This is a genomic window from Nocardia arthritidis NBRC 100137 (genome assembly GCF_001612765.1).
In the GTDB taxonomy this organism is placed as follows: Bacteria; Actinomycetota; Actinomycetes; order Mycobacteriales; family Mycobacteriaceae; genus Nocardia; species Nocardia arthritidis.
On sequence record NZ_BDBB01000016.1, the window covers coordinates 85,676 to 112,052 of the forward strand.

28 protein-coding genes are annotated in these 26,377 nt (G+C 68.7%); 23 read left to right on the forward strand and 5 right to left on the reverse strand.

What is annotated here, in order from left to right; translation table 11 throughout:
- Positions 1–28: 28 nt before the first annotated feature.
- The 7 genes from NA8_RS13165 to trmD all read left to right on the forward strand — a co-directional run bounded on the left by NA8_RS13165 (position 29) and on the right by trmD (position 5,219).
- Complete coding sequence (locus NA8_RS13165) at positions 29–1,123, forward strand: amidohydrolase family protein (protein ID WP_063050756.1); 1,095 nt, start codon at positions 29–31, stop codon at positions 1,121–1,123.
- Between the two features lie 54 nt (positions 1,124–1,177).
- Positions 1,178–2,161 carry an LLM class F420-dependent oxidoreductase gene (locus NA8_RS13170; RefSeq protein ID WP_040868319.1) on the forward strand — a complete coding sequence of 328 codons (984 nt, stop codon included), beginning with the start codon at positions 1,178–1,180 and terminating at the stop codon, positions 2,159–2,161.
- Positions 2,162–2,210: 49 nt separating this feature from the next.
- Positions 2,211–2,948, forward strand: coding sequence for a class I SAM-dependent methyltransferase (locus NA8_RS13175; RefSeq protein WP_063050669.1), 738 nt, complete (start codon positions 2,211–2,213; stop codon positions 2,946–2,948).
- 196 nt (positions 2,949–3,144) lie between these two features.
- On the forward strand, positions 3,145–3,576 hold the full coding sequence (rpsP, locus tag NA8_RS13180; RefSeq protein WP_063050670.1) for a 30S ribosomal protein S16: 432 nt from the start codon (positions 3,145–3,147) through the stop codon (positions 3,574–3,576).
- 94 nt (positions 3,577–3,670) lie between these two features.
- On the forward strand, positions 3,671–3,913 hold the full coding sequence (locus tag NA8_RS13185; RefSeq protein WP_011210690.1) for an RNA-binding protein: 243 nt from the start codon (positions 3,671–3,673) through the stop codon (positions 3,911–3,913).
- Entirely contained in the window at positions 3,914–4,438 is a 525-nt protein-coding gene (gene rimM / locus NA8_RS13190; RefSeq protein ID WP_063050671.1) for a ribosome maturation factor RimM, read from the forward strand. It begins immediately after the preceding gene.
- Positions 4,439–4,511: 73 nt separating this feature from the next.
- A complete protein-coding gene (gene trmD / locus NA8_RS13195) occupies positions 4,512–5,219 on the forward strand; it encodes a tRNA (guanosine(37)-N1)-methyltransferase TrmD (RefSeq protein ID WP_063050672.1) in 708 nt (235 codons plus the stop codon).
- Between the two features lie 214 nt (positions 5,220–5,433).
- Here the strand turns inward: trmD and NA8_RS13200 are convergent, their stop codons facing one another.
- Positions 5,434–6,285: a helix-turn-helix transcriptional regulator gene (locus NA8_RS13200; RefSeq protein ID WP_063050673.1), complete on the reverse strand. Its 852-nt coding sequence runs from the start codon at positions 6,283–6,285 to the stop codon at positions 5,434–5,436.
- Between the two features lie 99 nt (positions 6,286–6,384).
- Here NA8_RS13200 and NA8_RS13205 point away from each other — a divergent pair, with 99 nt between their 5' ends.
- From NA8_RS13205 to NA8_RS13260, 13 genes are all read left to right on the forward strand, one after another.
- Positions 6,385–8,019: an AMP-binding protein gene (locus NA8_RS13205; protein ID WP_063050674.1), complete on the forward strand. Its 1,635-nt coding sequence runs from the start codon at positions 6,385–6,387 to the stop codon at positions 8,017–8,019.
- A complete protein-coding gene (locus tag NA8_RS13210; protein ID WP_063050675.1) occupies positions 8,016–9,674 on the forward strand; it encodes an AMP-binding protein in 1,659 nt (552 codons plus the stop codon). Before NA8_RS13205 ends, NA8_RS13210 begins: the two co-directional genes overlap by 4 nt.
- A gap of 136 nt (positions 9,675–9,810) precedes the next feature.
- Complete coding sequence (locus NA8_RS13215) at positions 9,811–12,228, forward strand: Tex family protein (protein WP_084466751.1); 2,418 nt, start codon at positions 9,811–9,813, stop codon at positions 12,226–12,228.
- Between the two features lie 27 nt (positions 12,229–12,255).
- Positions 12,256–13,176, forward strand: coding sequence for a hypothetical protein (locus NA8_RS13220; protein WP_245663802.1), 921 nt, complete (start codon positions 12,256–12,258; stop codon positions 13,174–13,176).
- Between the two features lie 157 nt (positions 13,177–13,333).
- Positions 13,334–13,627, forward strand: a complete 294-nt coding sequence (locus NA8_RS32685) for a hypothetical protein (protein WP_245663803.1) — start codon at positions 13,334–13,336, stop codon at positions 13,625–13,627.
- 265 nt (positions 13,628–13,892) lie between these two features.
- Positions 13,893–14,234, forward strand: coding sequence for a 50S ribosomal protein L19 (rplS, locus tag NA8_RS13225; protein ID WP_040780792.1), 342 nt, complete (start codon positions 13,893–13,895; stop codon positions 14,232–14,234).
- Positions 14,235–14,310: 76 nt separating this feature from the next.
- The gene (gene lepB, locus NA8_RS13230) at positions 14,311–15,093 is read left to right on the forward strand and encodes a signal peptidase I (RefSeq protein ID WP_063050676.1); all 783 of its coding nucleotides are present in this window, start codon (positions 14,311–14,313) and stop codon (positions 15,091–15,093) included.
- Between the two features lie 47 nt (positions 15,094–15,140).
- Positions 15,141–15,926 (forward strand): ribonuclease HII, encoded by a 786-nt coding sequence (locus tag NA8_RS13235; RefSeq protein WP_157106684.1) that lies wholly within the window; start codon positions 15,141–15,143, stop codon positions 15,924–15,926.
- Between the two features lie 46 nt (positions 15,927–15,972).
- Positions 15,973–16,278 (forward strand): DUF2469 domain-containing protein, encoded by a 306-nt coding sequence (locus NA8_RS13240; RefSeq protein ID WP_011210678.1) that lies wholly within the window; start codon positions 15,973–15,975, stop codon positions 16,276–16,278.
- Between the two features lie 101 nt (positions 16,279–16,379).
- Entirely contained in the window at positions 16,380–16,736 is a 357-nt protein-coding gene (locus tag NA8_RS13245; protein WP_063050677.1) for a YraN family protein, read from the forward strand.
- Positions 16,737–18,245, forward strand: coding sequence for a YifB family Mg chelatase-like AAA ATPase (locus NA8_RS13250; RefSeq protein ID WP_063050678.1), 1,509 nt, complete (start codon positions 16,737–16,739; stop codon positions 18,243–18,245). It abuts the gene before it with no gap.
- Positions 18,242–19,477, forward strand: a complete 1,236-nt coding sequence (dprA, locus tag NA8_RS13255) for a DNA-processing protein DprA (RefSeq protein WP_084466753.1) — start codon at positions 18,242–18,244, stop codon at positions 19,475–19,477. Before NA8_RS13250 ends, dprA begins: the two co-directional genes overlap by 4 nt.
- Positions 19,478–19,531: 54 nt before the next feature.
- Positions 19,532–20,455: a tyrosine-type recombinase/integrase gene (locus NA8_RS13260; protein WP_063050679.1), complete on the forward strand. Its 924-nt coding sequence runs from the start codon at positions 19,532–19,534 to the stop codon at positions 20,453–20,455.
- Here NA8_RS13260 and NA8_RS35710 read toward each other — a convergent pair.
- Positions 20,392–20,790 (reverse strand): GNAT family N-acetyltransferase, encoded by a 399-nt coding sequence (locus NA8_RS35710; protein WP_369690254.1) that lies wholly within the window; start codon positions 20,788–20,790, stop codon positions 20,392–20,394. The genes NA8_RS13260 and NA8_RS35710 overlap by 64 nt on opposite strands.
- Before the next feature lie 456 nt (positions 20,791–21,246).
- Between NA8_RS35710 and NA8_RS13265 the strand changes: the two genes are divergently transcribed.
- A complete protein-coding gene (locus NA8_RS13265) occupies positions 21,247–21,780 on the forward strand; it encodes an FHA domain-containing protein (protein WP_245663804.1) in 534 nt (177 codons plus the stop codon).
- A gap of 38 nt (positions 21,781–21,818) precedes the next feature.
- Here the strand turns inward: NA8_RS13265 and NA8_RS13270 are convergent, their stop codons facing one another.
- From NA8_RS13270 to NA8_RS13275, 3 genes are all read right to left on the reverse strand, one after another.
- Positions 21,819–22,484 carry a chymotrypsin family serine protease gene (locus NA8_RS13270; RefSeq protein ID WP_063050761.1) on the reverse strand — a complete coding sequence of 222 codons (666 nt, stop codon included), beginning with the start codon at positions 22,482–22,484 and terminating at the stop codon, positions 21,819–21,821.
- Positions 22,485–22,690: 206 nt separating this feature from the next.
- The gene (locus tag NA8_RS33755) at positions 22,691–22,942 is read right to left on the reverse strand and encodes a hypothetical protein (protein WP_157106675.1); all 252 of its coding nucleotides are present in this window, start codon (positions 22,940–22,942) and stop codon (positions 22,691–22,693) included.
- 237 nt (positions 22,943–23,179) lie between these two features.
- On the reverse strand, positions 23,180–24,643 hold the full coding sequence (locus tag NA8_RS13275; RefSeq protein WP_063050680.1) for an MFS transporter: 1,464 nt from the start codon (positions 24,641–24,643) through the stop codon (positions 23,180–23,182).
- Positions 24,644–24,697: 54 nt separating this feature from the next.
- Here NA8_RS13275 and NA8_RS13280 point away from each other — a divergent pair, with 54 nt between their 5' ends.
- Entirely contained in the window at positions 24,698–25,444 is a 747-nt protein-coding gene (locus NA8_RS13280) for a TetR/AcrR family transcriptional regulator (RefSeq protein WP_063050681.1), read from the forward strand.
- Between the two features lie 152 nt (positions 25,445–25,596).
- On the forward strand, positions 25,597–26,325 hold the full coding sequence (locus NA8_RS13285; protein WP_063050762.1) for an acetoacetate decarboxylase family protein: 729 nt from the start codon (positions 25,597–25,599) through the stop codon (positions 26,323–26,325).
- Positions 26,326–26,377: the final 52 nt, after the last annotated feature.

Sequence of the window (26,377 nt, forward strand, 5' to 3'; positions counted from 1 at the left end):
GCCGCCGGTGATATCCAGGAGGTTGTTCGTGCATCTGCGAGGCGTGATTCTCCCCGACGACGAGGTGCGCGATCTCTGGGTGCGGGACGGCCTGGTGTCCTTCGAACCCGTAGCGGGAGCCGAAACGCTGTGCGGCGCGGGATGGATCGTGCCGGGACTGGTCGACGCGCACTGCCACGTCGGGATCCGGTACGGCGGCGGGCACGAGGACCGCGCGGGCGCCGTCGCGCAAGCCGAGACCGAGCGTGAGGTCGGGGCGCTGCTGCTGCGCGACGCGGGCTCGCCGATCGACACCCGGTTCATCGACGACCACGAGGACCTGCCGCGGATCATCCGCGCGGGCCGCCACATCGCCCGCCCGAAGCGTTACATCCGCGAACTGGGCATCGAACTCGACGACGAACGCGATCTGCCGGAGATCGTCGCCGAGCAGGCCCGCCTCGGCGACGGCTGGGTCAAGATCGTCGGCGACTGGATCGACCGCTCCGTGGGCGACCTGCGCCCACTGTGGAGCGACGCGATCCTGAAGGAGGCCATCGACGCGGCGCACGCCAACGGCGCCCGGGTCACCGCGCACGTCTTCGGAGAGGACGCGTTACCCGGCTTGATCAACGCCGGTATCGACTGCCTGGAGCACGGCACCGGCCTCACCGAGGAAACCATCGAGATGATGGTCGAGCACGGCACCGCTCTGGTCCCCACCCTGGTCAATATCGACACCTTCCCCGACATCGCCGACAGCGCGGGCAAATTTCCGGTCTACGCCTCGCACATGCGCGATCTGCACCGGCGGGTGCGCGGCACGGTCGCCGCCGCGCACGAGGCGGGCGTGCCGATCTTCGCGGGCACCGACGCGGGCGGCTCCATCCGCCACGGGCGCATCGCCGACGAGATCGCCGCGCTCGGCGCCGCGGGCCTGTCCCGGCACGAAGCGCTCGGCGCGGCCTCCTGGAATGCCCGCGACTGGCTCGGGCGGCCCGGCATCGAAGACGGTGCGCCCGCGGATTTCGTCGTCTATCAAGAGGATCCGCGCACCCATCCGGAAACGCTCGCCACGCCGTACGCCGTCGTCCTGCGCGGGCGCGTGTACGGCGCACGCGGCCCGGTCACCGGCCATCGATAACTCGTCATCGCGGCTCACCCGCGCGTTCGCCGACGCGGCGTAAGGTCGGATTCCGTGACAATTCGCCTCGGTTATCAGATGCCCAACTTCAGCTACGGCAAGTCGGTGCGCGAGCTCTTCCCCACGGTTGTCGCGCAGGCCCGAGAGGCCGAAGCCGCCGGTTTCGACACGGCCTTCGTGATGGACCACTTCTATCAACTGCCCGGCATCGGCACGCCCGACGAGCCGATGCTCGAGGCGTACACCGCGCTCGGCGGTCTGGCCACGGCGACGGAGCGAATCCAGTTGTCGGCGTTGGTCACCGGCAACACCTACCGCAACCCGGCCATGCTCGCCAAGACCGTCACGACGCTGGACGTGGTCAGCGGTGGCCGCGCGGTGCTCGGCATCGGCGCGGGCTGGTTCGAGCTCGAGCACCGCTCCTTCGGCTACGAATTCGGGACGTTCACCGACCGCTTCGAGCGGCTGGAGGAGGCCCTGCGGATCATTCAGCCGATGCTGCGCGGGGAACGCCCCACGTTCCAGGGCAAGTGGTACCAGGTCGAGCAGGCCATGAACGAGCCGCGCGTACGCGACGACCTGCCGATCCTGCTCGGCGGCAGCGGCGAGAAGAAGACCTTCGGCCTGGCCGCCCGCTTCGCCGACCACCTCAACATCATCTGCAACGCCTCCGAACTGCCGCGCAAGATCGAGGCGCTGCGGGCACGCTGCGCCGAAGCAGGCCGGGACCCGCAGACCCTGGAGACCAGCTACCTGTGCTTCGTGATGATGGACGAGGACGGCGATCTGGTGCGCAAGCAGCAGCGGGATTACCTGAGCCGCATGGGTATCGACCTGTCGGCGATGTCGGACTCCGAGCGTGCGCAGAGTCCGGCCGACCGCCAGTTCGTCGGCACGCCGGACGATGTTGCCGAACAGCTGCGGACCCGCGTTCTGGACCAGGGCGTCGACGGACTGATCATCAACATGGTGTTCAACGGGCACGAGGCGGGCGCGGTCGAACTCGCCGGGCGCACTTTTGCTCCGCTGGTGCGCTGACGAGCGAGAACCGGGTCCGAATGCCGTTGGCGCTGGATACAATCGGCCGATGATTGCCCCTCCGTGGCGTGCGTCGTACGGTGTCGACGCGCCGTCGGTGCTGCTGTTGCTGGGAGTTCTCGCGGTCGGGTATCTCGCCGCCGCCCTGGTGGTGGCGCTATTCCAGCAGCTGCGCCCGAGTCTGCTGCTCCTGCTCATCGGCGCCGTGCTGGCGGCGCAGTTCGGGTTGTTCCTGCATGCGACCCGCCGGGGCAAGTTCCGGGTGTGGGCGGGTCTGCTCGACGACCTCGACCTGCGTGGCGACGAACGACTACTCGACATGGGATGCGGCCGCGGGGCGGTGCTGCTGGCCGCCGCGCGCCGTCTGCCCGCCGGGCGCGCGGTGGGCCTGGACCTGTGGTGCTCGGCCGACCACTGCGGGAACACCCCGGCCACCGCCGAGCAGAACGCGCTCGCCGAGAACGTCGCCGACCGGATCGAGCTGCGCACCGGCGACATGACCCGCATGCCTTTTCCGGACGGCGCGTTCGACGTCGTCGTCTCCAGCTTGGCGATTCACACCATCAAGACCGCCGAGGGCCGCGCCAGCGCGGTCCGGGAGGCGTGCCGCGTGCTGCGTCCCGGCGGCAAGCTGGTCATCGTCGATATCGGCAGGACCCGCGATTACCGCGCTGTCGTGGCGGCGCACGGGGCGACGGCCCTCACCCTGCGCCCCGTGGGATGGCGGATGTGGTGGGGCGGCCCCTGGGTGCCCACCCGCGCGCTGACCGCCACCGCTGCGGGCTAGCCACACCGAGGAGACGCGATTTCCGGCGCGATCATCCGGTCTGGCACAATGGACCACCGTCCTTCCGGACAAGTGGCAGCCCGTCTCCGGTTCCGTACCGCGCGGCGGTCACACACTCGAAAGCGCAAAACCGGGCTCGCAGACCATGCGGGTCGCCGAATTGCGCCGTGACCAACCTACGAAAGGCAGATCAGCAGTGGCTGTTCGCATCAAGCTCACCCGCCTGGGCAAGATCCGCAACCCGCAGTACCGCGTCGTCGTCGCCGACGCCCGCACCCGCCGCGACGGCCGGGCCATCGAGTCCATCGGCAAGTACCACCCGAAGGAAGAGCCCTCGCTGATCGAGATCAACTCCGAGCGCGTGCAGTACTGGCTGGGTGTCGGCGCGCAGCCGACCGAGCCGGTCCTCCAGCTGCTGAAGATCACCGGCGACTGGCAGAAGTTCAAGGGCATCGAGGGCGCCGAGGGCACCCTGAAGGTCAAGCCGGTCAAGCCGTCCAAGCTGGACCTGTTCAACGCCGCGCTGGCCGCCGCCGACAACGAGCCGGTCGCCGAGGCGGTCACCCCCAAGAAGAAGGGCAAGAAGGACGCCGAAGAGGGCGCCGAGTCCGCCGAGGCCGCCGAGTAATGAGCCCGCGTCACCCGTCCACCCGATACCCGTCCCGAGCCGTTCACAGACCGGCCCCGACGACGGGTGAGTTGCGTCTTGAGGTGATGGAACAGTGAGCGCCGTCGTCGCCGATGCCGTGGAGCACTTGGTGCGCGGCATTGTCGCCAATCCCGACGACGTCCGCGTCGAGCTGATCACCGGCCGCCGCGGGCGCACCGTCGAGGTGCATGTCCATCCCGATGACCTGGGTAAGGTGATCGGCCGCGGCGGACGTACCGCGACCGCGCTGCGCACCCTCGTGGCCGGTATCGGCGGCCGGGGCATCCGGGTCGACGTGGTCGACACCGACCAGTAGATGGAACTCGTCGTCGGACGGGTCGCAAAGTCGCACGGCGTGCGCGGCGAACTCGTTGTCGAGGTACGCACCGACGAGCCCGAGGCGCGTTTCGCGCCGGGCACGACATTGCGCGGCCGGCTGCCCCGAGCGGCGGAGGTCCGCGAGTTCACCGTGGAGTCGGCCCGGGAGCACTCGGGCCGGCTTCTGGTGTGCCTGGCCGGCGTGACCGACCGCACCGGGTCCGACGCGCTGCGCGGCATGCTGTTCGTGGTCGACAGTGCCGACCTCCCGGCTTCCGATGACCCGGACGAGTTCTACGACCACGAATTGGAGGGGCTGGAGGTCCGGCTCCTCGACGGCACCGTGGTCGGCTCCGTGCGTGAAGTGCTGCATTCCGCCGCCGGTGAGCTACTCGACGTGCGCGCCGCCGAGGACGGACGGGAGATCTTGATCCCGTTCGTCACCGCCATCGTGCCGACGGTGTCCCTCGCCGACGGTGTGATCGTGATCGATCCGCCCGAGGGTCTGCTCGACCCCGAATGATGCGGCGCAAGCCCCGATCGCGCGTCGCTCATCCGTCCGGTGCGTGGCGGCCCGGCGGCGAGAGGAGACAGGGATGAGAATCGACGTCGTCACGATCTTCCCGGAGTACCTGGAGCCGCTGCGCACGGCGCTGCTCGGTAAGGCGATCGACAAGGGCCTGATCTCTCTCACGGTGCACGACCTGCGCCGCTGGACGCACGACGTGCACAAATCGGTCGACGACGCTCCCTACGGGGGCGGACCCGGCATGGTCATGAAGCCGACCGTGTGGGGTGACGCGCTCGACGAGGTCTGTCCCGATGACGCGCTGCTCGTGGTCCCCACACCGGCGGGCGTGCCGTTCACGCAGGCGACCGCGCACCGCTGGGCCGCCGAGCGGCATCTCGTGTTCGCCTGCGGCCGCTACGAGGGCATCGACCAGCGCGTCTTCGACGACGCCGCCCGCCGCGTGCGGGTGCAGGAGGTCAGCATCGGCGACTACGTGCTGATCGGCGGCGAGGCGGCCGTGCTGGTGATGACCGAGGCCGTGGTCCGGCTGCTGCCGGGCGTGCTCGGCAATCAGCAGTCCCATCAAGAGGATTCGTTCTCCGACGGGCTGCTCGAAGGCCCCAGTTACACCCGCCCGGTAACCTGGCGCGGCCTCGACGTCCCGCCGATCCTGCTGTCCGGCGACCACGCGAAAGTGGCCGCCTGGCGGCGCGAACAAGCTCTCGCCCGGACCCGCGAGCGCCGCCCGGACCTGCTTCCGGACCAGGACACGGTGCGCGAATCCGGGCGGTAGACCGGAACCGCCCTGCTCGGCAGATCACACCGCATGCCGAACGCGGCCTCCGTGGCGCGGAGGCCGGGCGCCGCGTAGTCCGAAAGGACGCGCATCTGTTCCGCGTTCCCGGTCGCCGGGTCGATCCGGCGCTCAGCGGGTCGGGACGGCTGCCGGGTGGTCCGGCTGCCCTTCACCGCATGACGGCAATCGGCCGTCGCGGGCGTTGGGTCGCTCACGGCAGTAAGCCGTGGCGGCGGGCCGCTACGACCGCCTCGTGCCGGGAGTGGGCGTCGAGTTTGACCATCGCGTTGCGCAGATAACTCTTCACGGTTTCCGGGCCGATCGAAAGCCGTTGCGCAACTTCCTGATTGGTACAGCCCAGGGCGATCTGGGAGAGCACGTCGAGTTCGCGGCGGGACAGTGGGGGACTGTCGGGGTGCGGCTCGCCGGTCAGGACCCGGGTGAGTCGTTCGCACACCGCGTGCAGGCGTCCGCGCAGCCGGTCGTCCTCGGCCGAGCGCGCCATACCGCGCAGTTCGGCGTGGATGTCGCGCAGTTCCTCGGTGATGGCCGGTGCCGCCGCGGCCGACGGCGCGGCCACCTCCAGCATGCGCAGCCGACGGTCGACCTCGTCGCGCACCGCGATCTCGGTGGCCAGGCGGCGACCGGCTTGGACGACGAGATCCGCGGTGCGGTCGCCCAGCGTGCTCGCGCCACGGGTCGCGGCATAGAGCACCGCGCGGGGGTGCCGGTCCACCACCACGGGCACGGCGAGCACGGAGCGGATGCCTTCGCCGGAGACCGGCCCGTCGTAGTCGTGGGTAATCGAGGAGGCGCGGCGATAGTCGGTGACCGCGGCGGGCCGTCCGGAATCCATCACCCGGCCGCCCAACCCCGAAGTCCGCACGACGGCCAGGCCGCGCAGGCCGTTGGTCAGCGTGCCGACGAATTCCGACAGCAGCAGCGCGTCGCCGTGCACTTCGCCGCCGAACGCGACCGGCACGCCCGCAGCGCTCGCCACCCAGCGGATCTCGGCACGCAGCGCATCGCTGTCGCGCGGACGCAGCAGAGCGGTGTGGGTCACGAGACTCACCCCTTTTCGGGGGTAGTGGGCAGCGGGATGTGACCCACATCCTATTGCACACCCGGGTTGCGCTGGATCACAGAACGAGGAGAACCGAATATGGGCACCGACCTGAATCAGCGGGTGCGCGAACTGCTGGACTGTTACGACCGCGCCGACGCGTCGGCGGCGGACCTGCTGTGCGATCGGCACCCGGCCGACGGGGTCGCCTTCACGATCGTCGAAGCCGACCTGTCCTCGATCGACCTCACCTACGGCGAACTGCGCGAACGCTCCGCCCGCTTCGCCTCCGCGCTGGCCGAAGTGGGCGTCGAACCCGGTCACCGGGTGGCCACGCTGATGGCGAAGTCGGCGGACCTCGTGGTCGCACTGCTCGGCATCTGGCGCCGCGGCGCGGTGCACGTTCCGCTGTTCACCGCCTTCGCGCCGCCCGCCATCGCCCTGCGGGTGACCGCCGCCCGTGCCACGGTCGTCATCGCCGATGCCGACCAGGCGCCGAAACTGGCGGCCGGACCGGATCTGCCCGCGATCCCGCCCTGGCGGCTGATCGTCGCGGGAGGGGAGGTTCCCGAGGGGGCCCTGTCGATGGGCGAACTGCTCGAGACTCATTCGGCGACCCACCCCGACGCCCGCCCTGTCGCGGTCGGTGGCGACGGCCTGCTGGTCCAGCTGTTCACCAGCGGCACAACCGGCACACCCAAGGGCGTCCCGATCCCGCTGCGCGCACTCGCCTCCTTCCACGCGTATCAGGAATTCGCGCTGGACGTCCGGCCCGACGACGTCTTCTGGAATGCCGCCGATCCGGGCTGGGCCTATGGCCTCTACTACGCCATCCTCGGCCCGCTGGCCACCGGCATCCGCAGCATCCTGCTGCACGCGGGTTTCTCCGCCCCGCTCACCTGGCAGGTGCTGGAAACCTTCGGCGTCACCAACTTCGCGGCCGCCCCGACCGTCTATCGCGCGCTGCGCGCCGACAGCGCCACGCCTCCGGTGCACTCCCGGTTGCGCCGCGCGTCGTCGGCGGGAGAGCCGCTCACACCCGAGGTCGTCGCCTGGTCGGTGGAGCATCTGGGTGTCGCGGTGCGCGATCACTACGGCCAGACCGAGCACGGGATGGTCATCTGCAACGCCTGGCACGAAGACCTCGACGCCGAGACTCCCGCGGGATCGATGGGCCGCTCGTTGCCCGGATGGACCTGCGCCGTGCTCGCCGACGACGCCGACACCCTCGCGCCCGCAGGTGAACTGGGCCGCGTCGCGATCGACACCGAACACAGCCCGCTGCTGTGGTTCCTCGGCTACCTCGACGCCCCGGAACGCACCGCGCAGCGCTACACCGCCGACGGCCGCTGGTACCTGACCGGCGACGCGGGCTCGCAGGACGCCGGCGGCTTCTTCCGTTTCTCGGCCCGCGACGACGACGTGATCATCATGGCGGGCTACCGCATCGGCCCGTTCGAGGTGGAGAGCGTGCTGGTGCTGCACGAGCAGGTCGCGGAAGCGGCCGTGGTCGGCATGCCGGACGAACTGCGCGGCGAAGTGCTCGAGGCGTTCGTCGTCCTGCGCGAGGGCGCCGCGGGCGGCCCGGAGCTGGAGACCGAATTGCAGAGCCTGGTGAAGAAGAAGTTCGCCGCGCACGCCTACCCGCGCACGGTCCATTTCGTGCCGAGCCTGCCGAAGACACCCAGTGGCAAGGTGCAGCGATTCGTGCTGCGGCAGGGGGGTGCGCGGTGACGCAGGCGCCCCTGCCCAGTTACGCCTCCGGCGTCTCGGACGTCCCGTTGCTCGGTGACACCATCGGCGGCAATCTCGATCGCACGGTGGCGGCGTTCGCCGACCGGGAAGCGCTGGTGGACCGGCCGACCGGGCGGCGCTGGACCTACCGTGCGCTCGGCACCGCGGTCGACGCCCTCGCGTGCGGTCTGGCGGGCCGCGGCATCGGCAAGGGCGACCGGGTCGGCATCTGGGCGCCGAACTGCGCGGAATGGTTCGTCGTGCAGTACGCCACGGCGAAGATCGGCGCGATCCTGGTCAACATCAATCCGGCGTATCGCACCAGCGAACTGGACTACGTACTGCGCCAGGCCGGCGTGCGGATGCTCGTCGCGGCAGAGCGATTCAAGTCCTCGGATTACGTCGCGATGATCGAGCAGGTGCGGCCGAACTGCCCCGAGCTGGCGCAGGTGCTCGTCCTCGGCACACCCGAGTGGGACGCGCTGGCCCGCACCGAGATCGATGCCGATCGGCTCGCCACGCTCGGCGCGATGCTGTCGGCCGATGACCCGATCAACATCCAGTACACCTCGGGCACCACGGGTTTCCCCAAGGGCGCCACCCTCAGCCACCACAACATCCTGAACAACGGCTATTTCGTCGGCGAGCTGTGCGGATACACCGAACACGACCGCATCTGCGTCCCGACTCCCTTCTACCACTGTTTCGGGATGGTCATGGGCAATCTCGCGAGCACGAGCCACGGTGCGGCCGTCGTGATCCCGGCGCCGTCGTTCGATCCGAAGGCGACATTGGCCGCGGTCGAGGCGGAGCGCTGCACCTCGCTCTACGGCGTGCCGACGATGTTCATCGACATGCTCGCCGAACTGGATTCGGCCACCGTGGAGCTGTCCACGCTGCGCACCGGGATCATGGCGGGCTCACCGTGCCCGGTCGAGGTGATGAAGCGGGTGATCGACCGGATGGGCATGCGCGAGGTGTGCATCTGCTACGGCATGACGGAAACGTCCCCGGTCTCCACCCAGACCCGGCGCGACGACGGCATCGACCGGCGCACCGCCACGGTGGGCCGGGTCGGGCCGCATCTGGAGGTGAAGATCGTCGATCCCGCAACGGGTCTCACGGTGCCGCGCGGCGAACCCGGCGAACTGTGCACCCGCGGTTACTCGGTGATGCTCGGGTACTGGAACGATCCGGTCAAGACCGCGGAGGCCATCGATGCCGCCCGATGGATGCACACCGGCGATATCGGCGTGATGGACGACGAGGGTTATCTGGCCGTCACCGGCCGGATCAAGGACATGGTCATCCGCGGCGGCGAGAACGTCTACCCGCGTGAGATCGAGGAGTTCCTCTACACCCATCCCGACATCCTGGACGCGCAGGTGATCGGCGTGCCGGATCCGAAGTACGGCGAGGAGCTGATGGCCTGGGTCCGGATGCGCGAGGGCGCACCGCCGTTGGACGCCGCGGCCGTGCGCGAGTTCGCCACCGGCAAGCTGGCGCACTTCAAGATTCCCCGCTACGTGCATGTGGTCGAGGAATTCCCGATGACGGTCACCGGCAAGGTCCGCAAGGCCGAAATGCGGGAAATAGCCCGAGCGATCCTCGCGTCGTCGAAGGACACCTCGTCGAATTCGACCAGCGACTCTTGACTTCCGGAGAACATGGGTAGGTACCCAGTCGGCACGGAAATCGGCCCGCCGCGCCACCGCCGGCCCGCGGCGGTACGGCCGGGCACCCGCGACCGGCAAAGACGCGCAGAGGCGAGGGAGCGGTAGTGTCTCCGACGTGACGACAGCGCCCGAGACTGCCAGTGCAGAGTCCACACCCGCCGTGCCACGCTCCGACATCGCGGGCCCAGCCAGCGTGAACCGTCGCATCGCCGAGGAACTCGCGGTGCGCGAGACCCAGGTGCGCGCCGCCGTCGAGCTGCTCGACGCGGGCTCGACGGTGCCGTTCATCGCCCGGTACCGCAAGGAGGTCACCGGCGGGTTGGACGACGCGCAGCTGCGCATGCTCGACGAACGTCTGCATTACCTGCGCGAACTCGACGAGCGCCGGGCCGCGATCCTCGAATCGATCCGCGGCCAGGGCAAACTCGACGACGCCCTGCACCGGCAGATCCTGCTCGCCGAGACCAAGGCCCGGCTCGAGGACATCTACCTGCCGTACAAGCCGAAGCGGCGCACCAAGGCGCAGATCGCGCGCGAGGCCGGGCACGAACCGGTGGCCGACGCCCTGATCGAGGATCCGAACACCGATCCGGCGCAGTACACCGCCGAGCAGCTCGACGGCGCGCGCGCCATCCTGGTGGAACGCTTCGCCGAGGACGCCGACCTGGTCGGCGAGCTGCGCGAATTGATGTGGAACCGCGGGCAGGTCACCTCGACCGTACGCGCGGGCAAGGAGGAGGCGGGCGCGAAGTTCGCCGACTACTTCGAGTTCAGCGAGCCGTTCGACAAGCTGCCCTCCCACCGCATCCTCGCGCTGCTGCGCGGGGAGAAGGAGGAGGTGCTCACACTGCACCTCGAGCCCGACACCGAGGAGCCGCAGCCCGGCGAGCGCACCATCTACGAGGGCCGCATCGCTGCCCGCTTCGGCATCGCCGACCGCGGCCGCCGCGCCGACTCCTGGCTGCTGGACACCGTGCGCTGGGCGTGGCGTACCAAGCTGCAGGTCAGCCTCGGTATCGACACCAGGATGCGGCTGCGGCAGGCGGCGGAGAAGGACGCGGTCGACGTGTTCGCCGCGAATCTGCGCGATCTGCTGCTCGCCGCCCCCGCGGGCACCCGCACGACCATGGGGCTGGATCCCGGCTACCGCACCGGAGTGAAGGTCGCGGTGGTCGACGCCACCGGCAAGGTGGTCGCCACCGAGGTGATCTACCCGCACAAACCGCAAGGCCAGACCGAGAAGTCGCTGGCGGTGCTGGGCGCGCTGGTCGCCCGCTTCGGCGTGGAACTCATCGCCATCGGCAACGGCACCGCCTCGCGCGAGACCGATGCCCTCGCCGCCGAGCTGATCTCGCGCATCCCGGAGAACAAGCCCACCAAGATCGTGGTCTCCGAGGCGGGCGCCTCGGTGTACTCCGCCTCCGCCTACGCCTCGCAGGAACTCCCCGACCTGGACGTCTCGCTGCGCGGGGCGGTGTCGATCGCGCGGCGGCTGCAGGACCCGCTGGCCGAGCTGGTGAAGATCGATCCGAAGTCCATCGGTGTCGGTCAGTACCAGCACGACGTGTCCGAATCGCTGTTGGCCCGCTCGCTGGGCGCGGTGGTCGAGGACGCGGTGAACGCGGTCGGCGTCGACGTGAACACGGCCTCGGTGCCGCTGCTGTCGCGGGTGTCCGGCATCGCCGGTTCCGTGGCGGAAAGCATTGTGGCGCATCGGGACCAGAACGGCCCGTTCCGCAGCAGGACCGCGCTGCTCGACGTCCCGCGCCTGGGGCCGAAGGCGTTCGAGCAGTGTGCGGGCTTCCTGCGCATCCGCGGCGGCGACGATCCGCTGGACACCTCCGCGGTGCACCCTGAGGCGTATCCGGTGGTGCGGCGCATCCTGGCATCGACCGGTCGCCCCATCGCGGAGGTCATCGGCAACACCACGGTGCTGCGCTCGCTGCGCGCCGGTGAGTTCACCGACGAGCGCTTCGGTGTCCCCACGGTCACCGACATCATCGCCGAGCTGGAGAAGCCGGGCCGCGACCCGCGTCCGGAATTCAAGACCGCCGAGTTCGCCGCGGGCGTGGAGAAGGTCGCCGACCTGAAACCGGGCATGGTGCTCGAGGGCGTGGTGACGAATGTGGCCGCGTTCGGCGCGTTCGTCGACGTGGGCGTGCACCAGGACGGCCTCGTGCACGTCTCGGCCATGTCGCACAACTTCGTCAAGGACCCGCGCGAAGTGGTCAAGTCCGGCGACGTGGTCAAGGTGAAGGTGCTCGAGGTGGACGTGGCGCGTCAGCGCATCGGGCTGTCCCTGCGCTTGGACGACGAGCCCGGCACACCCGCCAAAGGCGGCGACAACCGGCAGCGCGGCCAGGGCGGCCGACCCGCGGGCGGGGAGCAGCGGCAGCGGCAGAATGGCCAGAACAAGCAGCAGGGCCAGAACCGCAATCAAGGTCAGGGGCGCGGCGGCAACCAGCGCCGCAACGCCCCCGCGCCGAGCGGTTCGATGGCGGACGCGCTGCGCAGGGCGGGTTTCGGCCAGTAGTCCGACGCGCGGGAGGGAGTAACGGCCATGCGACGGTGGCTCGACGAGGACGTGATCGCCCAAGGGCGGCTGCCGTTGCTGTGCTTCCTGCTCGGATTCATCGTCGGATTCCTGGTCATCCGCGTCAGCGTTCGGCTGATCCGCGCGCGCGTGCGCTGGTGGCCGGGCAATCTGCGGGCCGGTGACACGCACATCCACCACATGGTGTTCGGCGTGATCCTGGTGCTTTCCTCCGGCGTCGGCATGGTCGCCCAATACCAGAGCGCCGGCATGACCACCGCGGGCATCCTCGCCGCGCTCTTCGGTGTGGGCGCCGCGCTGGTCCTCGACGAATTCGCGCTGATCTTCTATCTGCGCGACGTGTACTGGGAGAAACAGGGACGCACGTCGGTGGACGCGGTGTTCGTCGCACTCGCCGTGACCGGATTGCTGCTGCTGGGCTTCCACCCGCTGTGGATGCTGGACATCAACGACTTCCGGCGCGACCCGAGCGTCGAAGTCCGCGCTTTCGTCGTCGTGTTCGCGGTGGTCAACCTCGCCCTCGCCGCGATCGTGATCGCCAAAGGGAAGATCTGGACCGGCCTGTTCGGCATGTTCTTCCTGCCGCTGCTGTTCGTCGGTGCGCTGCGACTGAGCCGCCCCGGCGCGCCCTGGGCGCGCTGGCGTTACGCCGACCGCAGACGCATGATGTACCGGGCCATCGTCCGGGAACGGCGCTATCGCCGTCCGGTCATCCGCGCCAAGATCTTCGTGCAGGATCTGGTCGCGGGGAAACCGGACGTCGAGCACGTCCGCACGGCGGCGGAAGCGGAACTCACTCGGACGGTCGTCCCGGCTCCGCCCGCCCCGCACCGGCACCATTCGCTGTGGCATTCCGACCATGGTTCGCTGCATACGCCCAGCTCGCCGTCCGCCCAGGACGCGATCTCCGGCGAACAGAACCACTGAGCGCGGCAGCTGCCGAGGTGACCTGCCGCGTCACTTCGGTGCACGAGGGTCTGCGATCTCCTCCGGCTTTCCGCACCGCCGTCTCCCGCGGAGGCGGGCTGATTTCGGATGCCGCCATTCCAGAGACCGAGGCTATGCGTATACGTATACTGTGAGGGTGTTGGATCCCTTCAGTCTCGCGGTCGGCGCCGGCTTGGTCGGTGTCGGCTGGGCATGTGGCAGGTTCGGGCATCGGCGGCGAGACCGGCCAGTAGGAAGACTTCCCGCGCGCTGCGGTTGCGGTCACGACCTGGCGCTGCACGACCGCGCCACCGGCACTTGTCACGCCGAGATCTCCCGTAAGGGCACGCACGGCCTGCGGGAATGGGTGGGTTGCCAGTGCCGCCGCTATACCGGCCCGACCCCGCTGGAGGAAGTGTTCGCGTCGCCGATCCTCCCGCCGGAGTCCTGAACGGACAGGAGACGACGCACGGCCGGTCGCCGCGCTGAGTTCACGACCTCCCCGCTGTCTCGCACCCGTGCGAGCCGTAGCGTAGGAGGGGCCCCCGCGCTGTCACCCCGGGCCGATTTCTTCTGCGGCGTGCCGATCTGGCACAATGCTCAGGTTGCCCTGGGTGGTTGTCGACCCGGCGCACCCCCTGAATCGGAGCATGAACCGGCCGAGCACCTCGAGTGCCGCCAGGGTCCTCTGTTCGCGCGAAACCATAAGGATGGAAATGAACACCCTTGACTTCGTCGACGAAAAGTCGCTGCGTAGCGACGTCCCCGAGTTCCGCCCGGGCGACACGCTGAACGTGCACGTGAAGGTCATCGAAGGCTCGAAGGAGCGCATCCAGGTCTTCAAGGGCGTCGTGATCCGCCGCCAGGGTGGTGGCATCCGCGAGACCTTCACGGTTCGCAAGGTGTCGTTCGGTGTCGGCGTGGAGCGCACCTTCCCGGTGCACAGCCCGAACATCGACCACATCGATGTCGTGACCCGCGGTGATGTTCGCCGCGCCAAGCTGTACTACCTGCGCGAGCTGCGCGGCAAGGCCGCCAAGATCAAGGAAAAGCGCTGAGCTAGCTTTCGGCACAGCAGATCTTCCTCAGCCCGGCATCGGACCTCGGTTTCGCTGCCGGGCTAATCTGTTCGGCGTGGCAGACGAAAGTGGGTCGGTGTCGGTGTCCGAATCGGGCGACGAGAATTCGCGGGTAGGTCGCGCCAAGCGGCGACCGAAGAAGAAGCAGCGGCCGTTCTGGCAGGAATTGCCGATCCTCATCGTGATCGCCGCGGTGATCGCCGCATTGATGGTCACGTTCGTCGGTCGGCCGTACGTGATTCCGTCGGAGTCGATGGAAACCACGCTGCACGGCTGCGCCGGTTGCACCGGTGACCGCATCTATGTGCAGAAGTTGAGCTACTACTGGGGTGATCCGCAGCCGGGTGACGTGGTCGTGTTCGTCGGCCCGCCCTCGTGGAACACCACCTACAAGTCGATCCGCTCGGACAACGCCGCCGTCCGTGGCGTGCAGAACTTCTTCTCGTTCTTCGGCCTGGTGCCGCCGGACGAGAACGATCTGGTGAAGCGCGTGATCGCCGTCGGCGGCCAGACCGTGCAGTGCTGCGACGCGCAGGGCCGGGTCATGGTGGACGGCAAGCCCCTGGACGAGCCGTATGCCCGCTACCTCGCCCCGTACGTGCCGGGCCAGCCCTACGGCCCGGGGGGCGGACGCGAGTTCAAGCCCGTGAAAGTGCCCGAGGGGCATCTGTGGGTGATGGGCGACAACCGCAACCAGTCCGCCGACTCCCGCGCCCATATCACCGACGAACTGCAGGGCACCATCCCCGTGGAGAACGTCCGCGGTAAGGCGGTGTTCAAGATCTGGCCGCCCGGCCGGATCGGACCGGTGCGTGCGGAGAATCCGCAGGAGAACTGACCGCTCGGACGCAGGATAATTGGACGGTGGGGCAAGGTCGAGTGCCGGTGGGTAACGGTTGGCCGCCGCGTGTGGTGATGCGCAGGGCCGGAGGTTTGCGCACGCTCGAGGCGGCTTTGATCCGCAGTGGCCTCGGCCCCGTCGCCGGCGTCGACGAAGCGGGGCGCGGTCCCTGCGCGGGACCGCTGGTGGTGGCGGCATGCCTGCTCGCTCCGAAGGCATATGACAAGCTGGCCGGCCTCGACGACTCCAAGAAGCTCACCGAGGCCGCCCGGGAAGAGCTGTATCCGGTGATCGTCCGGCTGGCGCTGGCCTACCGGGTGGTCGTCATTCCGGCCTGGGAGATCGACTCGATCGGCATTCATGTCGCCAACATCGAGGGCATGCGCCGCGCCGTGGCCGGGCTCGGGCGCACGCCTGGCTATGTGCTCACCGATGGATTCCGGGTACCCGGCATCCCGGTGCCCTCGCTGCCGGTGATCGGGGGCGACGGTGCGGCGGCCTGCATCGCGGCGGCGAGCATTCTGGCCAAGGTCACCAGGGACCGGATCATGGTCGAGCTGGACCAGCGATTCCCCGGCTACGGATTTGCCGCCCACAAGGGCTACAACACGCCCGAGCACACCGCAGCATTGCACCGCCTCGGACCCAGCAGCGAGCACCGCCGCTCCTGGCGCAATGTGCGCGAAGCCGCCGGGCTGCGGCCGGTCGCGGCGGCGGCCGACGTCGCGGACGCCGTACTGGCCGAAGGACTGGACGAAGCCCTGTCAGAGCAATTTCCGAACGAGCGTACGGCTGGCCGAGTGGCTACCGACGCAGCGCATGCGCGATGATGTGACCATACGACGCGATGCGGCGAGAAGGAGGACGTCCCACCCGATGAGTGCCGAGGACCTCGAGAAGTACGAAACCGAGATGGAGCTCTCGCTGTATCGCGAGTACAAGGACATCGTCGGTCAGTTTTCGTACGTGGTGGAGACCGAGCGCCGCTTCTACCTCGCCAACTCCGTCGAGCTGCGGCCGCAGAACGCGGATGGCGAGGTGTACTTCGAGGTGCGGATGAGCGACGCGTGGGTGTGGGACATGTACCGCCCGGCCCGCTTCGTCAAGCACGTCCGGGTCATCACCTTCAAGGACGTCAACATCGAGGAGCTGGAGAAGCCGGACCTGCGGCTGCCCGAGTGAGCATGCCTGGAGTTCTGCACAGCGACTCGGTAATCAACAGGTTTTCCGATTCCCCAGGTCGGCGGCGGTGACCTGATTCGGTCCCGGCGCACGCTGGCCGGGTGACGGACAAACAGGCGCTCGGCGCGCACGGGGAGGAACTGGCGGCGGAGTTTCTGCGCGCCGCCGGGATGGAGATCATCGCGAGGAACTGGCGTTGCCGATACGGCGAACTCGATCTCATCGCCAAAGACGGGGATGTGACCGCGTTCGTCGAGGTCAAGACGCGTTCGGGTCTGGGTTACGGCACTCCTGCGGAGTCGGTCACCTTCGCCAAGCGGCGACGGATCCGACGGCTGGCCCTGCTGTGGCTGGCCGAGCAGGATGGACCATGGCGGCGCATCCGGTTCGATGTGGTGTCGGTGCTGGCGGTGCGGGGTCGGACGCCGGTCATCGATCATCTCGAGGCGGTGTTCTGAGTGGCCCTCGGCCGGGCGCATTCGGTCGCGGTCACCGGCGTGGACGGCCTGCTCGTCGAAATCGAAGCCGATATCGGGCAGGGGCTGCCCTCGGTCCATCTGGTCGGACTCCCCGACACCGCGTTGCAGGAATCGCGCGACCGGGTCCGCTCCGCGGTGGCGAACTCCGGGGAGAAGTGGCCCGACAGCCGGGTGGTTCTCGCGCTGTCGCCCGCGACCTTGCCGAAACTGGGCAGCGTCTACGACCTGGCGCTCGCGGTAGCGGTGCTGGACGCGTCCGGTTCGGTCCCCTCAGAGCGGCTCGCGAAGACGGTGCTGCTCGGTGAACTCGCGCTGGACGGGAGGGTGCGGCGCGTGCGCGGCATCCTGCCCGCCGTGCTCACGGCGCGCAAGGCAGGTTGGTCGACCGTCGTGGTGCCTGCGGTGACCATGGCCGAGGCCGGACTGGTCGAGGGCATCGAGGTACTCGGAGCGCGCAGTTTGCGCGGCGTGGTGGCGTGGCTGCGCGGGGAAGGGGCGCTCGACGAGCCGGACGGTCACCTGCCGGATACGGTGCGGCAGGGCGGCGATCTGAGCGAGGTGGCGGGGCAGGACGAAGCCCGCTGGGCCTTGGAGGTCGCCGCGGCGGGCGGGCACCATTTGCTGCTCACCGGACCGCCGGGCGTCGGTAAAACCATGCTGGCGCATCGTCTTCCGAGTCTGCTGCCACCGCTCACGGAGACCGAGGCGCTGGAGGTTACCGCGATCCACTCCATGGCGGGCACGCTCGCCGGTGATCACCCGTTGATCACCGCGCCACCGTTCGTCGCCCCGCACCATTCGACCTCGGTGACCGCGATGATCGGCGGTGGTTCGGGGACCGCCCGCCCCGGCGCGGTCAGCCGGGCCCACCGCGGCGTGCTGTTCCTCGACGAATGTGCCGAACTCGGCACGAAGGTACTGGAGGCGATGCGGACGCCGCTCGAGGAAGGGGAAGTGCGCATCGCCCGGCGCGACGGTGTGGCACGGTACCCGGCCCGCTTTCAGCTCGTGCTGGCGGCCAACCCCTGTCCCTGCGCCCCGGCCCGCGACGTCGACTGCATCTGCGCGCCGCTGGCTCGCCGCCGCTACCTCGGCAAACTGTCCGGGCCGCTGATGGACCGGATCGACATCTGGGTGCGGATGCACGGGCAGTCCGGCGCGGCGTTCAGCACCGACGCGGCCGAGAGCAGTGAGGTCGTTCGCGCCCGAGTCACCTCGGCGCGCCGCGCCGCCGCCGAGCGCTGGCGCGAGTACGGATGGCTCACCAACGCCGAAGTTCCCGGTCACATCCTGCGCCAGCGGTTCCGTCTGCCGCGCGAATCGCTCGCTCCGGTCGAGGCCGCGCTGCGTCTCGGCCGCATGTCCGCGCGCGGCGCGGACCGGGCCATCCGCGTCGCCTGGACCATCTGCGATCTACGCGGCGGCGATCTGCCCTCGGCGCAGGACGTTCTAGCCGCATTGAACTTTCGTCAGCGGGGCGCGCAATGAGCGTTCGAAAGCCGACCGAGGGCGCGGCAGCTGAGGTGTTTGCGGCGGCGAATGTGCCTGGAGTCGTCGCGCCTCCGTGCGGTTCGAATTCCGGATCCGGTGAATCCGACGCCCGGCGGCTCGCGTGGGTGTACCTGTCGCGTGTGGTGCAGGGGCCGTGCGCGCCGCTGTCGGCCCTCATCGCGTCGGTGGGGGTGGTGGAGGCGGCGCGGGCCGTGCGGGAGTGCGCGCTGCCCGAACCGCTGCGCGGCCCGACGGCGCAGCGGCGCGATGTCGACGTGTCGGCGCGGGATCTGGAGGCCATCGACCGGATCGGCGGGCGTGTGGTGACGCCGGACGATCCGGAATGGCCCGCCTGGCGCATGCTAGGTCTCGCGCAGCTCGAGCCGGGACGAGATCGGGACGGCGCCGTGCCACTGGTGCTGTGGGTGCGTGGTCCGCGCTCGCTGCTGGAGTCCAGCGAGCGCGCTGTGGCGGTGGTAGGTGCGCGGTGCAGCACCGGGTACGGCAATCGGGTGACGGGGGAGATCGCGGGCGACCTCGCCGCGCAGGGCTGGACCGTTGTCTCCGGGGCGGCGTTCGGGATAGACGCCATGGCGCACCGGGCGGCGCTGGCGGTGGAAGGTCTCACGATCGCGGTGCTGGCCTGCGGCATCGACCGGCCTTATCCGGCGCAGCACGCGCGCCTGCTGGCCGACATCGCCGAATCAGGTTTGGTGGTCAGCGAATACCCGCCCGGTATCACCGCGCGGAAACACCAATTCCTCGCCAGGAACCGCTTGATCGCCGCCTTGGCCGATGGCGTGCTCGTCGTGGAGGCCGGGCTGCGCAGCGGCGCGCGCAACACCGTCAAATGGGCGCGCCGTCTCGGTCATCCCGCCTTGGCCGTGCCGGGCCCGGTGACCTCGGCCGCTTCGGTGGGCTGCCACCGCATGATCCGCGATGGCGAAGCCCTCCTGGTGACCAGGGCCGAGGAAGTCGCCGACGAGGCGGGGCCGCTGGGGCTGTCGATTCCCGGGGCGGCAGGCGGCAATCCGGAGGACCAGTTGACCGAAGACGAGGCCTTGGTCTTCGCCACACTACCGAGGATCGGCGCGCGATTGCCTTTGGAGGTGTCCCGGCAGTGCGGTTTGCCTCTCCCGGTGGTGCGTGCGACATTGTCCGCCCTGGAATTGGCGGGCCTGGTGACCAGTGACGAAAGCGGTTGGCGCCGAACGGCGCGTCGCGGATGAGCGTGATCGGCGCGGTCGCTTGCCATCCGGACCGCGAGTCGGGACGGTGGAAGCATGGAGGAACTGCCCGAAGATCTGGAAGCGCTGCTGCTGGAGTACGGCAGGCATCTGCGGCTCGGGCGCAACCGGTCGGAGCACACCGTACGTGCTTACCTGGGGGACGCCCGGTCCCTGCTGGAACATCTGTACACGCGGTCGGCCGATTCGGCGATCCGCGAGCTGGACCTGCTGTTGCTGCGTTCATGGCTGGCGCAGCAAGCGGCGGCGGGCGCGGCGCGAACGACCGTGGCCCGAAGGGCGTCGTCGGCGCGCACGTTCACCGCCTGGCTCACCCGGACCGGCCGGTTGCCCACCGATCCGGGGCTGCGGTTGGGTTCGCCGAAGGCGCATCGCGTCCTTCCCGCCGTACTCGGCAGGCAACAGGCGCTGGGTGCCATGGACGCCGCGGAATCCGGTGCCGCGCAGCGCGATCCGATGGCCTTGCGAGATCGGGCGATCGTGGAATTGCTGTATGCCACCGGCATCCGGGTCAGCGAACTGTGTGGACTGGACATCGAGGACGTGGACCGCGAGCGGCGAGTGGTGCGGGTGCTCGGCAAAGGCAACAAAGAGCGATCCGCGCCGTTCGGCACGCCCGCCGACGAGGCGGTCGGCAATTGGCTGCGCTATGGCCGCCCCGATTTCGCCACCGCCGAGTCCGGCCGGGCGTTGCTGCTCGGCCGCCGCGGCAGGCGTCTGGATCAGCGCCAGGCCAGAACCGTTGTGCACGAGGTGGTCTCGGCCATCCCCGGCGCACCGGACCTCGGCCCGCACGGTTTGCGGCACACCGCCGCGACCCACCTCCTCGAAGGCGGGGCCGACCTGCGTGTGGTCCAGGAACTCCTCGGCCACGCCAGCATGGCCACCACTCAGCTCTACACCCACGTCTCCATCGATCGGCTCAAGAAAGTACACGACCAAGCCCACCCGCGGGCTTGACGGCTCGGTCGCGGTGGCCGGAATGCCGCGACACCCGGCCCGGGGTACTCCGTCCCGGCACGGGTAAGCGCAACACCGGACGAACGAACATCCGCAACCCGCCGGCTCATGGGCTCACGTAATAGCGCACCTCCAACCTCCCGTTCATCCGCGGTACGCCAGCCGCCGAGCCTGGTGTGCACCTGCCGCCAACCGCGTCGTTCGTACATGGCTATCGCCGCCGCACTGTCGGACGAAACCGTGAGCACAGCGCGCTGCCCCCAGCCCGCGGCCATCCGCGCTGCCGCTGTCAGCAGTTGTGAACCCACGCCTGCTCGACGCGCGGCTGGAGGCACATACAACCGGGATCACCGAGACGGCGTTCGTGGACGTGCCGCAGGGCCGCGGTGCAAGCGTCGAGGTCTCGCTTCGCGGTCGAATGATCACGCTCATCGATCCGCTCACCCGCCCAGCCGCCCGTTGTCAGACCGATTGATCGGTTTTAGTGCTTTTGTCGTGCCAGACGGTTCGCTACAAGCCCCGCTCACGCGGGGAAGTAGTCGAATCCGTGTGTGATCTGCACCGAGAAAGCGCACCCTTGAAGTAGCGAATCAGTGCCCGCAGTTCACGACGTACTTCGAGTGGAAAGACGAACGATGTCTACGTTCAGCGGACCACAGGCCCTGCGTCGCGGACTGTACCCACTGACGGGGCAGTCCGCGTGGCCACGTCCTGCCATTACTTCCACTTCGCCCCGGCCCGTCGTGCAGGAGAGGGTACGCGAGATTTCTCTCGACGGCGGTGCGTCCAGAATGACGATCGGACGGTCCGGCGCGGCCGATATCGCCGTGCCTTCCGACCCGACCGTATCCCGGTTGCACGCCATTATCGAGCGAGTGGGCGGATGCTGGGTCATCGTCGACGACGGTCTGTCCAAGAATGGGACATTCGTCAATGGCGAACGCGTGGGCGGGCGCCGGAAACTCGGCTCCGGCGACACGATTCGCGTCGGTCGTTCGGTATTCGTCTTCCGGGCCGCCGACTCCTCCGACGAAGAAATGACACTTGCCCATTCCCCGCTGCCGACCCGTAATTCACTGACCCCGGCACAGCATCTCGTTCTGGAGGCGCTGTGCCGCCCTTACGACGCACACGACGGGTATTCTTACCCCGCCGCCAACCGTCAGATCGCGGACGATCTGTGCCTGAGTCTCTCGACGGTCAAGACGCACATGCGGGCGCTGTTCCGGATATTCCAGGTCGAAGCCCTACCGCCGAATCAGAAACGGCTGTTCCTGGTCGAACGCGCTGTCGAATTGGGCATCGTCAGCGACCAGGAGAGGTAAGGCTCCGGCTGGATATGCCAGCTGTGGCCCGGGACGGATCAGATCGGTTGGAACCCCGCGCCCGCGCCGCCGCGCGCGTTCACGTCGGCGACGACCGCGGTGATGTCTGTGCCCAGTTGCGGTCCCAGGCACGGGACGGCCAAGTAGCCGCTGACCATGCCGACGAGCGTGGTCCCGACGACCAGCGGAGCGCCCGAATCGCCCTCGACGACGCACGTCTGGGTCCATGTCATATTGCCGCCGGTGAACACGTCGCCATAGGCCGCGCCGCAGGTCCGGCCGGTTGTCCGGCCTTCCTTGCAGACGGTGTCCGGCGGTCGGGCGGGCCCGCCGAGGGCGGTGATGGTGGTTCCGCCCACCTGGTTGACCGGCGCGACCTTCGCCGGATCGAACTCGATCACGGCATAGTCCATGGTGCTGTCGGAGTAGGCGACAGTGCCGACGGTACCGGCGTCGCGATTGCCCTCGGCGACGATGGCGGCATTCGCGTCACCGCAATGCCCCGCGGTGAAACCGACCAACCGGCCACCGGAGTCGCGCCCGATCGTGGTGAGCGTGCAGATGTTCTGACCGCCGACTACGATGCCGGAGCCGCCACCCAGCACGGATGGAGTCTCGGCTTGCGCGGTCCCGGGTGCCCCGAACAGCGCTGTGGCCGCGGTCAGAGCCGCTGCAGCGCCCACGAGTTTCCTGAACTTGGTCATCCGGTAATTCAACCGCACTTATCCGTGCGTCACGATTGATTCGCAGATGTTTCCCGGTCAGGGGCGCCTCGGTGCGGGGTGTGCAAAAATTCGTCGCTCCTCCGACCTACAGGCGGATTGAGGAGCAGCCGAGACAGACGAGACGCCTCGGGTGCAAACACAGCCCGAGGCGCACTCGTGTTCGATGCGCTGCTGACGAAATGAGGTCAGGCCGCGCAGATGGCCACGGTAATCGCGTTGACCACCGGTGGAAGCAGCAACAAAGGAGCGCAGAAAATACCCAGCGGCCAAATCAGGCCCAATGTCGCGGGCTCGACCTGAACCGGTACCGGTTGATCCGCCACTTGCACAGGTCCCGGCGTCACTTCCGGTGCGGCGGAAGCGAACCCTGAACCCAGGGCGATTATCGGTGCGAGCGCTACCGCCGCTGCCGTTGCGCGCATTTTGTTCGTGATCATGATGTCTCCATCGTTTGATTGCCTCACCAGCCCTCGTTGGTTGAAGGCCGTCATTGTGAACACACCATCAACTCTTGTCGGCGGGCGCGCGCGAGACCATCAGCCCCGGGGTCGGAATCATTCATACCGGGGGAGCCGACGAGACACCGAAGTCGTTATTGTGCGTGGCCTCCGAGCCGTCGGCGCCGCGCTGGACCGGTGGACTATTCACCGGTCCAGCGCGGGTCGCGGACATGATCAGCCGTGCGCGACCGGAGCGGTTTCCGGCTGCTGGGCCGGTTGTGGCCGCCGCGCCCGCAGCAGGACCGCGCCGAAGAGGGCGGCGGCGACACTGAATCCGGCGCTGATCCATGCCCCGGCGGACATGGCGGCGGTGAAGGCGTCCTTGGCGGGCTCGATGTAGCCCAGCTGGAAAGCGGCGCCGATGGATTCGCGCGCCGCGTCGGGGACGTCGGCGGGCATGTTCGAGGTGAACACGCCGGCCAGCACGCTACCGAGGACGGCGATGCTGATCGCCATGCCGACCTGCTGGATCGTGTCGTTCATCGCGGAGCCCACACCGGCGTGCTGGAGCGGGATCGCGCTCATGATCGCCGCGTAGGCGGCCGGACCCGCCAGGCCGCCGCCGATGCCCATCACCAGCATGCTGACCAGAACCCACAGGTACCCGCTCCCGGCCGCGAGGATGCCGAAGGCCACGCCCATGACGAGCAGTCCCGACACGATGAGCGTCTTGTTGCTCAGAGTCTTGCCCAGTGTCGCGCCGAGGCCGTTGCAGACCGCCGCCGCCACGGCGTACGGCAGCAGCGCCAGGCCGGCTTTCATCGGACCGTAGCCGAGCACGAACTGGAGGTACTGGGTGAGCATGAGCATGACAGCGCCCATGCCGAAGACCATCAGCAGCAGAGTGAGGGAGGTGCCCGTGAAGTCCCGGCTGCGGAACACCGCCAAGGGCAGCATGGGATGTGCTGAGCGGCTCTCCCAGACGACGAAGCCGGTCGCCGCGAGGACGGCCAGCACGATCACGCCGATGTTCCACTCCCGCTCGATGACCACGTAGACCGTCGCGCTCAGCGCTACGACGGACAGGACAACGCCGACGAGGTCGACCGGCCGTTGTTCGCCGGTGGTTTCGGGCATCAGCACGACGGCCGCGATGATCGCCAGCGCCGCCACCGGGATATTGAGCAGGAACACCGACCCCCACCAGTAGTGCTGGAGCAGGAAGCCGCCCAGCGTGGGCCCGGCCACGATGCCGACCATGGACACCGTCGACCAGGCCGCCATCGCCGTGCGCCGTTCGTCCTCGGCGAAGGTGGTCATGAGGATCGACAAAGTCGACGGCATCAACAGCGACCCGCCGACGCCCATCGCGACGCGGGCGGCCACGACCTGCCAAGGTTCGGTCGCCAGCACGGCGGCCAGCGACGCCACCCCGAACACGGCCAGCCCGGTGATCAGCGCGCGTCGTCTGCCGAACCGGTCGGACAGGCTTCCGGCGGTGAGGAGGAGCCCGGCGAAGACCAGCACGTAGGCATCCAGAATCCACTGCACGTCCGACGGTGTGGCGCCTAGCTCCCGGATCAGCGACGGAATCGCGAGATTGAGCACGGTGCTGTCGAGCATCAGCACGAGCAAGGACAGACAGAGGACCCCCAGGACCCACCAGCGGCGGGGGTCTCGTACAATGTTCGATTCCACTCGCACAGCGTACGAGAAACTCGAACACTGTGCGAGAGATTATAAGATCGTGTCGTGACCAAGCAGTTCGCCTCGGTATGGACCAAGCAACCCCGCCAGCCCAAGACATCCGGGTTGCACCGGGAGCAGATCATCGCCGCCGCGGTCGAGATCCTCGACGCCGAAGGGCTGGAGTCGCTGAGCATGCGCAAGCTCGGCGCGAAGCTGGGCGCGGGCGCGACCAGTCTCTACTGGCACGTCTCCAACAAGGAGGAATTGCTGGAGTTGGTGCTCGACCAGTTCTGGGGGGTGGTGCAGATCCCCGAGCCCGAACAGGCGGCGTCCTGGCGCGAAGTGCTGACCACTTTCGCCTACAGCTTGCGCGCGTCCGTTCGGGAGCATCCGTGGAGCGTCTCGCTGGTCGGGCAGCTGCCCAGTATCGGTCCCAACTCGCTGCGGCTGAGTGATCGGTTGCGCCGCGCCTTCGTCCGGGCCGGGTTCGAGGGTGTGGACATCTACCTGGCCAGCGGAACGGTCATGTGCTTCGTCCTCGGTCAGGTGATTCCCGAGATCGCGTGGGAGAAGGCGTCGAAGGGGGTCGAGACCGACATCGATGGCATCCTGCGCGTGATGGACGAGGTGGGGAGCGACTATCCCGAGATGCTCGCGGACTACCGGGCGACCGTGCCAGCTGATCAGGAGGCGGGGCGGGCCATGGCCTTCGACTTCGGCTTGCTCTGCGTCCTGGATGGTTTGCAGGCGCGCCTGCGTGCGATGTCGGAATCTCCAGGGTCGCCCCGAACGGGGGTATCGGGCGAGTGACCTGGACAAGACTGGAACGGGTTATTTTTGATATAATGCGTGCGGATCGACGGTATTGTGCGAACAAAATGATACTCGTTCTATAGACCGTCTCGCGGCAGGCGCGTGGCCACGCGGCGCAGTCCGCCGCAGTTGTGCAGAAAGGCGTCTGCGTGAGTACGCACACCGTTCTCGGCCGAGAGGTGCGAATGCCGGTCCGCATCCGGCTCGCGCGCGCGTTCATGGCGACCTACCTGGTGCCCGCCGAGCCGGCGCAGCGCCTCATCGACTACTCCGGCCTGCGGCTGCTCCGGTTGCCGGGCGGACGGGCGATGTGCACGCTGGTCTTCGTCGACTACGTCGACGGCGATCTGGGCCCCTACAACGAGTTCGGCGTCTCGTTCATGGTGCGCCACCACACCGCGGGCGCGAGCTCGGGATTCGGGGATCTGCGGGCGCTGGCGTCTGGGCAGGCCGGCGTATTGATCCACCGGCTGCCGGTCGACGGTGATTTCACCCTCGCCGCAGGACGCGGTATCTGGGGATTTCCGAAAGAACTCGCCGAATTCACCGTTGACCACGGTGGCTGGACGCGTACCGGCGCGCTGTGCCAGAACGGGCAGCTCATCGCGGATCTCACGATACGGCCCGGGTTCGCGACTCCGAACCGCGCCACCGGGTCCTCGTTCGACGCCTATTCGCACATCGATGGCGTCACCCGATGCACGCGCTGGGAGATGCGGCCTTCGGGCATGCGAGCGCGTTTCGGCGGAGCCCAGCTGACCCTCGGAGACCATGAGATCGCGGCGGAACTCCGGTCGCTCGGCCTGCCGAAGCGCGCGGTGATGTCCTCGTCCGTCTCGCGACTGGCCATGACGTTCGAAGACGCGATCGCGGTCTGACGCCGCTGGGTAACCACCCGGTCACGGGCGGGCCGGGAGCGTGGACGGTCCC